The sequence below is a fragment of the Lactonifactor longoviformis genome, from assembly GCF_042848515.1.
Lineage (GTDB): Bacteria > Bacillota > Clostridia > Lachnospirales > Lachnospiraceae > Lactonifactor > Lactonifactor longoviformis.
Map to the genome: position 1 here is coordinate 1,823,288 of NZ_AP031453.1, position 11,413 is coordinate 1,834,700.

Sequence of the window (11,413 nt, forward strand, 5' to 3'; positions counted from 1 at the left end):
ATGAGAAAAAAAGGAACTAGCAAAGCCAGATTTCTGGCGTGGATGCTCTGTGTACTGATGCTCTTTAGTTTACTTCCGCCCAGGTCAGTCCAGGCGGGAAGCACGGATGCAGATGATGCTACTCTGAGTGATCTGGTATGTAACTGGGGGGCACGGAAAATAACGATGAATGTGGTTCCTCTGGTACCGGAATTCAATGAAACGGACAGGGAATATACAGCAGCTTTGGTGTCAAATACAGCCTATTTTTATGTATGGCCTGAAACCACAAATCCGGATGCTACCTTTGTAATAGAAGGGATCAGCGGTGCTTCAGGCATTGAATACAAGGGGGAAGACGCCGGTGGTTCGGGCCGCAGGGCTTATGTAGTATATTTTTCCGGCTCAAATACAGCGGAGATCAGTATTACGGTAACGGCAGCCGACGGCCAGACCCAGGAAGTGTACTATGTGACACTGATGCGTAATACAGCTCTGCCGGTGATTACATTTGGAGATACCCCGTATGAGAGACTGGATAAAGACAGTGCTGATATTACATTTTCAACAACAACAGGGGGAAGTCTCTACTATCTGGTACAGTCTGCAGAAGAAGCAGCCCCCACAACTCTGGATACTTCCGAAGAAGGACTGGCTGTGGAAGCGGGAGAGAATACGGTAAAAGTACAGGGACTGCTGGAAGAGAAGAGCAGCGTATACATGGCAGTCAAAGACAGCACTACAGGCTTAACCGGGAAAATTGCCAGAGTAGACCTTCCGGTATACCAGTCCCCGGATGATCCCAAGCAGCCCGTGCCAGATGCCTCTTTTGATGCGGCTTCTATGCTGCTGACTAATGTGGATGCCGCCATGGTATATTCTGTGGATGGAGGAAAGAGCTGGAACGCTATTTCAGGAGATACTGTTGATTTAAGTCAGGACACAGTGACTGCGGAATATGGCATTCAGGTTAAAAAATTGAAGGATGAGATTAAAACAGAGGATTCTGATCCTCAGATCATACGGCTGACACAGGCCGAAAAGCCATCTGCTCCAGTGGTATCGGAAAAAACGGGAAAAAGTATTACCATTCATGTAGTGGATGGACAGGAATATGCGATTAAGGCAAAAGAGGATGATGCTTATGGCCCATGGCAGAGCGGAAAAGAATTCAGCGGCATGTTCCAGGGCTTAACAGAAGGGACAGAGTACCAGATTATTACCAGAGTCAAGGGGAGCGGTTTGATGCTGTCCAGTGAGCCCAGTGATCCCTTATCCACGCCGGCGGAAAATACTTTTATTGAGATAAGTACTCCGCAGCAATTAATAGATTTTGGAACACAGATAGGCAGCGGAAAGACAACACTTAATGCCAGATTAATGAATGATATTGATTTGACAGGGATTACGTGGCAAAAAATCGCACCTACTTCAAACACGCCTTTCGAAGGTGTATTTGATGGAAATAATTATGAAATAAAGAACGTGTCTATGGAAACAACAAGCGGCAGCGCTGCTTTGTTTGGCACGATGGAAAATGCAATAGTTAAAGATCTTAAACTAAATATCACAAGTGTGGGGAAAAGTTATACAGCGGGCTTGGTGTCTGACACTAAGAATACATTAATCGAAAACTGTCATGTATCAGGCTCTGTGCTGTCAAAGTTCAGCTCCGCAGGGGCGTTAGTGGGTTATGCCAGGAATACTATAATTAAGAACTGCAGCAATAGTGCAGAGGTACAGGTGACACTTGGCAGCTCCAACGGGGCTACTGCAGGATTAGCAGCGGCAGCTGAGGATACCGTAATTGAAAACTGCTACAATGAAGGTGTAATTCATGCATCCATTGGACCTGCATCAGGACTTGTTGGAAAGGGAAATTCGGCAGTCAAAATTGTTGATTCGTATAATATAGGTCCGGTTTCGGCATCAGGAAAACCGGCAGCAGGCATCATTTGCGTTGCCCAGGCCAACAGTGAGGTCATAAACTGCTATAATACTGGTGAAATCAGCGGGGGAAACAGACAAGTTGCCGGTATTGCGGCTCAGGTTTACAATGGAACTAAAATTACAAATTGCTATAACATGGGAAAAGTAACTGGCACTATGTCGGTGGGCGGAATCGTTGGACTCATTTATGATAATTGTCAGATTGAGGGGTGTTATAATACCGGGGAGGTTCAGGGAAGCAGTACATACATAGGAGGTATTGCGGCATATAAGGATACTCTTTACGATAATGATGCCATTCTGTCCATTTCTGATTGTTATAATGAAGGCGGTATTACCGGTCTGACGGGGAGTACCTATATAGGTGGTCTTCTTGGATTTGCTTCTAAGGTTGAAATATCTGAATCCTACAACAAAGGTGACATTACTGGTCCTTCCGATGGAACAGGCGATATGTTTGTAGGAGGACTTGCAGGTCAGATGGCAGCAGGTACTATCCAGAATTGTTATAATTCCGGCGGTATCATCTGCCCGGGTGCATGTGGGGGAGGAATAGCTGGTTTTTTATATAACGGATGTACAGTAACAGACTGTTACAATACGGGAATTGTAGGCGGAAATACTTACACTGGAGGAATTGCAGGATATTTAAAAACCAATAATACAATCAGCCGGTGTTATAATCTTAAAAAAGTATCGGCAACAGGGAAGTATGTGGGAGGCATTGCAGGATATCTTACAGCAGACGGATCTATAACGGACTCTTATAATGCAGGAGATACCTTCAGTCTTGCATTAAGCGGCAATGATTACGATGCCGGGATCCTCGGATACCTGACATTAGGAACACTTGACAACAATTATTTTCTGGAAACTGAGGAGGTAAACCAGGGCATAGAAGCTGTGGGTGGAAGTGCAGGAGGAGTGGATACGGTAACGAATACCAGTTCTAAAACTGCAGAAGAATTCCAAAACGGAACAGTTACCCGGCTTCTGAATACTAAGGCGGGAACTCAGGGGAGCAGTAATGTGTGGGGACAGGGATATCCGCAGAATGCGGAACTCACCTCTCTTCCCCTGTTTATGGAACAGGCAGTGGCTACCGGAAAGGAGCAGGCCGGATTAGAACTGGACAGCTATAAGAACCTGGAGGATTACCGGGAGGCACAGCAGAAAGAACTTGCGGAAGCCATCGCTGGCGGAAAAGCAGCAATCCAGGCAGCAGACACAGTGGAAGGTATTCAGACAGCACTGACTGAGGCTAAAACAGCCATGGATGCCATTAAGACAGATGCTCAGCTGACCCAAGAGGAGCTGGAGACGGCTAAAGCGGAATCGAAGAGAGCATTGTCAGAATACAAAAACGCTTCAGATTACCGTGAGGCGCAGCAGAAAGAGCTGGCAGCAGCTATCGCCGATGGAAAAGAAGCAATCCAGGCAGCAGAGACAGTGGAAGGAGTTGAGAAGGCATTGGCTGAGGCTAAAACAGCCATAGATGCCATTAAGACAGATGCCCAGCTGACCCAAGAGGAACTGGAGGCGGAAAAAGCAGAGGCAGAGAAGGCACTGTCCGAGTACAAGAATGCTGCAGATTACCGTGAGGCACAGCAGAAGGAGCTGGCAGAGGCAATTGAGAACGGAAAGAAAGCCATTGAAGCGGCGAAGGATAAGGATGCCGTGGAAGCAGCCCTAAAGGCAGCCAAGAAAGCCATGGATGCCGTTAAGACAGATGTCCAGATGACCGAGGAAGAGACAGTCCGCGGGGTTGCTTTGGACAGGACGAGTGTTGTTCTGGACAGAAAGGGAACAATCACCCTAAAAGCATCTGTCTCACCGGATACGGCATTGAATCAAAAGGTAAACTGGAGTTCCTCTAATACAAAGGTGGCTTCCGTAGATCAGAAGGGAAAGGTAACCGCGGGAGAAGAGGGAACCGCAGTCATTACCGTGACAACTGAGGATGGAAAGAAAACTGCCTCCTGCAGCATTACGGTAACGTATACCGGAGGCTGGAAACAAAACAGCAGAGGCTGGTGGTACCGTTACAGTGACGGAACCTGGCCCGCGGACTGCCGCATTAAAATAGGCACATATTATTATGCCTTTGATGCAGACGGCTACATGAAAACCGGGTGGGCATATATCGGAGGAAGATGGTCCTATCACAGGACAGACGGAGGAGCGCTCACAGGCTGGCAGAAAATAGGGAATACGTGGTACTATCTGAATACAAACAGCATAATGGCAACAGGCTGGCTGAAGCAGGGGAATACCTGGTATTACCTGAACGGAAGCGGAGCGATGCAGACGGGCTGGTATAAGGTGGGAAGCACCTGGTACTACAGCAGCAGCAGCGGAGCAATGCAGACCGGATGGCAGAAGATCGGAGGAACGTGGTATTACCTGAAGAGCAGCGGAGCCATGGCAACCGGGTGGCTGAAGCAGGGGAATACCTGGTATTACCTGAACGGAAGCGGAGCAATGCAGACAGGCTGGTATAAATCAGGGAACACCTGGTACTACAGCAGCAGCAGCGGAGCAATGCAGACCGGATGGCAGAAGATCGGAGGAACGTGGTATTACCTGAAGAGCAGCGGAGCCATGGCAACCGGGTGGCTGAAGCAGGAGAATACCTGGTATTACCTGAATGGAAGCGGAGCAATGCAGACAGGCTGGTATAAGGTGGGAAACACCTGGTACTACAGCAGCAGCAGCGGAGCAATGCAGACCGGGTGGCAGTACCTGGGAGGTAAGTGGTATTATTTGAGAGACAGCGGAGCCATGGCATCTAATACATGGGTAGGCAGATACTATGTAAATGGATCCGGTGTATGGACGCAATCGAAATAAAAATGAATAAAAACAGCATGTTCTGCCCCCTTATAAGGGGGCAGTCCGCAAGGCGGCACTTTTATTTTTGTACCATAGTCTTTATCATAAAAAATTTAACAAGGAGGGCAATATGAGAAAAAAAGGAACTAGCAAAGCCAGATTTCTGGCGTGGATGCTCTGTGTACTGATGCTTTTTAGTTTACTTCCGCCCAGGTCAGTCCAGGCGGGAAGCACGGATGCAGATGATGCTACTCTGAATGATCTGGTATGTAACTGGGGGGCACGGAAAATAACGATGAATGTGGTTCCTCTGGTACCGGAATTCAATGAAACGGACAGGGAATATACAGCAGCTTTGGTGTCAAATACAGGCTATTTTTATGTATGGCCTGAAACCACAAATCCGGATGCTACCTTTGTAATAGAAGGGATCAGCGGTGCATCAAACATTGAATACAAGGGGGAAGACGCCGGTGGTTCGGGCCGCAGGGCTTATGTAGTATATTTTTCCGGCTCAGATACAGCGGAGATCAGTATTACGGTAACGGCAGCTGACGGCCAGACCCAGGAAGTGTACTATGTGACACTGATGCGTAATACAGCTCTGCCGGTGATTACATTTGGAGATACCCCGTATGAGAGACTGGATAAAGACAGTGCTGATATTACATTTTCAACAACAACAGGGGGAAGTCTCTACTATCTGGTACAGTCTGCAGAAGAAGCAGCCCCCACAACTCTGGATACTTCCGGAGAAGGACTGGCTGTGGAAGCAGGAGAGAATACGGTAAAAGTACAGGGACTGCTGGAAGAGAAGAGCAGCGTATACATGGCAGTCAAAGACAGCACTACAGGCTTAACCGGGAAAATTGCCAGAGTAGACCTTCCGGTATACCAGTCCCCGGATGATCCCAAGCAGCCCGTGCCAGATGCCTCTTTTGATGCGGCGTCTATGCTGCTGACTAATGTGGATGCCGCCATGATATATTCCGTGGATGGAGGAAAGAGCTGGAACGCTATTTCAGGAGATACTGTTGATTTAAGTCAGGACACAGTGACTGCGGAACATGGCATTCAGGTTAAAAAATTGAAGGATGAGATTAAAACAGAAGATTCTGATCCTCAGATTCTTGTTTTAACTCAAAAGGAACAGGTTTCAGCGCCGGTCCTGGAATATTCTGCGGCAGATAGTGCAGCAGTTACAACAATAAAAGGCCAGGAATATGCAATTAAGGCAAAGGACGATGAAAAATTTGGCCAATGGCAGACTTCAGGAGAGTTTACCGGTCTGACAGAGGGCACAGAGTATGAGATCGTAACCCGTGTATCAGGAAGTGGATTGGCTTTGGCTAGTGAACCGAGTATTCCGGTTACCTTTAAAGCAGAAAATGTATTTGAGGAAATTGGAACAGCAAGTGAATTACTTGCATTTGCAAAGAAAATCGACAGTGGATCTACTAAGGCGTGCGCCCGTTTGACAAAAAATATTGACATGTCGGGCGCCACTTGGAAGCAGGTTGCCACAGACGAGGACAAGCCATATCAGGGAACTATCGATGGAAATGGATTCGCGATCAAAAATATAACCTTTGGTAATAATGAGATGAATGATACGGGTTTGTTTCAATATACGAAAGGTGCAACATTTAAAAACCTCACTGTTAATATGACTGTGGCAGGGAAGATTAGAACCGGAGGTTTGGTAGAATATGCGGTGAATAACTTGTTTGAAGACTGCCATATTTCAGGGACAGTGACAAGCTATTATAGCAATGCAGGAGCCTATGCATCCTATGACGAGAGTTCAACCTTCCGCAACTGCACAAACAGTGCAGCTGTTACACTGAAGCAGGGAAGTGGCAACACTGGGGGATTCATCGGCACTGCATCAGGAACAGTGATGGAGAATTGCGTTAATAAAGGCAAGGTAAGCTGCGCAATTGGAAATGGAGCCGGCTTTATTGGCACTGTTGGGGGCAGAATGATAGGTGGAAAAATGCAGCCTTATACTGGCGTCAAACTTACCAATTGTTATAATGAAGCAGTTATAACAGCAAATGAAACTATTGGCATGCCTAGCGGCATAGCCGGCGGTATTTCATCAGAGTCAGAAATCACTAATTGTTATAATACAGGTCATATAATTGGTGGAGAAAAAAGAGCAGCAGGTATTGTAGGCAGTATATCAGAGTCCGTTATCAGAGGATGCTATAATACCGGAATTGTGGAAGGAGCTGCTGAAACCGGAGGTATTGTTGCGAATGCCGCTTTTGAATCCCAAATTATTGACTCCTATAATCAGGGGGAGATATTGGGGAGCGGTAAATATATAGGAGGAATTGCCGGAAACACCGAGACCTATACTGGGTACGAAGGAGCTAAAATTATAGAGTGCTATAACGAAGGCAAAATCACGGGGCGGACGGGAAGTTCTTTCATTGGAGGGCTCGTAGGCTTCAGCCAGTCTATGTCTATGGAGCGCTCTTATAATAAGGGCGAGATTGCAGGTCCCTCTGATGCATCCGGAGATCTGTTTGTAGGAGGACTGGTAGGCCAGGCGGCCAAATCTTCTATTGAAGACAGCTATAATACAGGGGGGATAAATTGTTCTGGAAACTGCGGCGGCGGGATTGCTGGATTTTTGTACAATGGAACCACAATTGTGGGCTGTTACAATACTGGAATTGTAAACGGGAATAGCTATACTGGTGGGATTGCAGGATACTCAAAAACCAATAATACAATCAGCCGGTGTTATAATCTTGCAAAAGTAGCGGCAACAGGGAAGTATGTGGGAGGCATTGCAGGATATCTTACAGCAGACGGATCTATAACAGACTCTTATAATGCAGGAGATACCTTCAGTCTTGCATTAAGCGGTAATGATTACGCCGCCGGGATTCTCGGATACCTGACATTAGGAACACTTGACAACAATTATTTTCTGGAAACCGAGGAGGTAAACCAGGGCATAGAAGCTGTGGGTGGAAGTGCAGGAGGAGTGGATACGGTAACGAATACCAGTTCTAAAACTGCAGAAGAATTCCAAAACGGAACAGTTACCCGGCTTCTGAATACGAAGGCGGGAACTCAGGAGAGCAGTAATGTGTGGGGACAGGGATATCCGCAGAATGCGGAACTCGCCTCTCTTCCCCTGTTTATGGAACAGGCAGTGGCTACCGGAAAGGAGCAGGCCGGATTAGAACTGGACAGCTATAAGAACCTGGAGGATTACCGGGAGGCACAGCAGAAAGAACTTGCGGAAGCCATCGCTGGCGGAAAAGCAGCAATCCAGGCAGCAGACACAGTGGAAGGCATTCAGACAGCACTGGCTGAGGCTAAAACAGCCATGGATGCCATTAAGACAGATGCCCAGCTGACCCAAGAGGAACTGGAGGCGGCAAAAGCAGAGGCAGAGAAGGCACTGTCCGAGTACAAGAATGCTTCAGATTACCGTGAGGCACAGCAGAAGGAGCTGGCAGAGGCAATTGAGAACGGAAAGAAAGCCATTGACTCGGCAAAGGATAAGGATGCCGTGGAAGCAGCCCTAAAGGCAGCCAAGAAAGCCATGGATGTCATTAAGACAGATGCCCAGCTGACAAAAGAGGAACTGGAGGGGGCAAAAGCAGAGGCAGAGAAGGCACTGTCCGAGTACAAGAATGCTGCAGATTACCGTGAGGCACAGCAGAAAGAGCTGGCAGAGGCAATCGAGAACGGAAAGAAAGCCATTGACTCGGCAAAGGATAAGGATGCCGTGGAAGCAGCCCTAAAGGCAGCCAAGAAAGCCATAGATGTCATTAAGACAGATGCCCAGCTGACCCAAGAGGAACTGGAGGGGGCAAAAGCAGAGGCAGAGAAGGCACTGTCCGAGTACAAGAATGCTTCAGATTACCGTGAGGCACAGCAGAAGGAGCTGGCAGAGGCAATTGAGAACGGAAAGAAAGCCATTGACTCGGCGAAAGATAAGGCGGCCGTGGAAGCAGCCCTAAAGGCAGCCAAGAAAGCCATGGATGCCGTTAAGACAGATGTCCAGATGACCGAGGAAGAGACAGTCCGCGGGGTTGCTTTGGACAGGACGAGTGTTGTTCTGGACAGAAAGGGAACAATCACCCTAAAAGCATCTGTCTCACCGGATACGGCATTGAATCAAAAGGTAAACTGGAGTTCCTCTAATACAAAGGTGGCTTCCGTAGATCAGAAGGGAAAGGTAACCGCGGGAGAAGAGGGAACCGCAGTCATTACCGTGACAACTGAGGATGGAAAGAAAACTGCCTCCTGCAGCATTACGGTAACGTATACCGGAGGCTGGAAACAAAACAGCAGAGGCTGGTGGTACCGTTACAGTGACGGAACCTGGCCCGCGGACTGCCGCATTAAAATAGGCACATATTATTATGCCTTTGATGCAGACGGCTACATGAAAACCGGGTGGGCATATATCGGAGGAAGATGGTCCTATCACAGGACAGACGGAGGAGCGCTCACAGGCTGGCAGAAAATAGGGAATACGTGGTACTATCTGAATACAAACAGCATAATGGCAACAGGCTGGCTGAAGCAGGGGAATACCTGGTATTACCTGAACGGAAGCGGAGCGATGCAGACGGGCTGGTATAAGGTGGGAAGCACCTGGTACTACAGCAGCAGCAGCGGAGCAATGCAGACCGGATGGCAGAAGATCGGAGGAACGTGGTATTACCTGAAGAGCAGCGGAGCCATGGCAACCGGGTGGCTGAAGCAGGGGAATACCTGGTATTACCTGAACGTAAGCGGAGCGATGCAGACAGGCTGGTATAAGGTGGGAAGCACCTGGTACTACAGCAGCAGCAGCGGAGCGATGCAGACCGGGTGGCAGAAGATCGGAGGAACGTGGTATTACCTGAAGAGCAGCGGAGCCATGGCAACCGGGTGGATACAGCTGGGAGGCAAGTGGTACTATCTGTACAGCAATGGAGCTATGGCATCTAATACATGGGTAGGTAAATACTATGTAAATGGATCCGGTGTATGGACAAAGACAAGATAAAAATTTAAGTCATGGGGTGTTTTCTAAGAGAAGAAAACACCCCATTTTAATGATTATAATTGGGATTAAAATTGTATAAAAATTTCATAAGGATGAAAACTAAAAAATAAAAGATATTGATTTAAGCCATATCTATTGACAATTTGTTATAAATTTATTATTCTAATCTTAACAATTGTTAACGAAATAACTAAAATAAAAGTAAATAAAAGTTGCGGTTTGTCATATGCGGATATGACATTTTAAAAGTAAGTCAGTGAGATTCTGACGCGTTCTGAGGACTCTGTATGGATAACAAAATCTAAGCCAGAAGCAATAACGCAGCTTGTGATTGTTGTATAGCGAAAAGTAAGGTATTATCTATAATCTTCTCAGTTTATTTGCTGAGGAGATTTTTGTGTTTTAGGAAACAGAGAATCCTGATTTACAGGATTCAACTTATAAATGAATAACCAGATGCGGTCTGCCGAAGTTATTATCGGCGTTTATCAGGAATTCGGTGAGAATCCGAAACAGTCTATCTCTACTGTAAAAGGGACGAACGCAGCATTGGCCACTGAAATAATGATTTGGGAAGGCGCTGTCAGTAGGAGGAACTTGAGTCAGGATATTGGACGCATTGTGTGGAGGTTAGGGTTCGTAGGCAAGGCGAAGCTCTTATTTTTGTGCGGAAAATGCGTATATGAGGTTTGCCCATATGAAAAAATAGATAGATAAAGGTGGAGGATTATGAAAAAGAAACTGGATGAGGCTGCATGGAGAGACCTGCAATATGATGAACGTACTTATACGAAGTACCAGGCAAAAAGGAATATGGATAAGGACATTGTGATACCGGATACCTATCGTTTTATTGGAAATGAAGCGTTTATGGGAAACGAGAGAATTAATTCAGTTACGCTTCCCAAGGGGTGTGTTGTAATTGGAAAAAGTGCTTTTGAGGGCTGCAGCTTTCAAAAGGAAGTGAAATATCCGGAGACCCTTTTGTGGATTAAACAGAGGGCGTTTTCCAGGAACAACCGGCTGCGGCGGGTACATATACCACCTTCGGTGGCAAAGATTGATAAGAATGCTTATAAGGAATGTAAAAAACTCTATAGGGCTGAATTTGCCAGGGGATCAAAGTGCAGAGTAATATCAGAGGGAATGTTTGACTGCTGCGGACGTCTGTCTCAGGTAGTGCTGCCGGATGAAATACAGTTAATCGGCAGAAGAGCCTTTTACCGATGCAAAGAGCTTCAGGAACTTCAGTTTCCCCAAAGCCTTAAAATAATAGAGTCAGAGGCTTTTTATTTTACAGGGCTTCAGAAACTGGAATTGCCTAATCAGCTGAGAGAGCTGGGAGAAGGTGCATTTTTCAAATGTAATAATCTCACAGAAGTTTCGATACCGCCCAGTGTAAAAAAAATAGGAAAATGGGTTTTCCACGGCTGCAATCGCCTGAAAGTTATTGAGATACTTCACGATCCCATGTTCATTGGTGAATGGATTATTAACAGGAGTGCAACCATAAGGTGCAGAAAAGGATCCGTGGTTGAGGAATACTGTAAAGAATATGGATTTAAAATGGAGTTTGTTGATGGTTCGCAGAATGACACTGCTGTATGAAAAATGAAAGGAGAAGAG

Annotated in this window: 3 protein-coding genes and 1 riboswitch; all 3 genes read left to right on the top strand. The window is 46.7% G+C overall.

Features of this window, described 5'->3' with window-relative positions; all coding sequences use genetic code 11:
* The 3 genes from ACGHCT_RS08400 (at window position 1) to ACGHCT_RS08410 (ending at window position 11,395) form a co-directional block, all read left to right on the top strand.
* A complete protein-coding gene (locus ACGHCT_RS08400) occupies window positions 1-4,779 on the top strand; it encodes a GLUG motif-containing protein (RefSeq protein WP_390439449.1) in 4,779 nt (1,592 codons plus the stop codon).
* 112 nt (window positions 4,780-4,891) lie between these two features.
* Window positions 4,892-9,787 (top strand): Ig-like domain-containing protein, encoded by a 4,896-nt coding sequence (locus tag ACGHCT_RS08405; RefSeq protein WP_390439452.1) that lies wholly within the window; start codon window positions 4,892-4,894, stop codon window positions 9,785-9,787.
* A 442-nt stretch (window positions 9,788-10,229) separates the two neighbouring features.
* A riboswitch (cobalamin riboswitch) is annotated at window positions 10,230-10,421 on the top strand.
* A gap of 95 nt (window positions 10,422-10,516) precedes the next feature.
* A complete protein-coding gene (locus ACGHCT_RS08410; protein ID WP_072854595.1) occupies window positions 10,517-11,395 on the top strand; it encodes a leucine-rich repeat domain-containing protein in 879 nt (292 codons plus the stop codon).
* The last annotated feature ends 18 nt before the right edge of the window (window positions 11,396-11,413 follow it).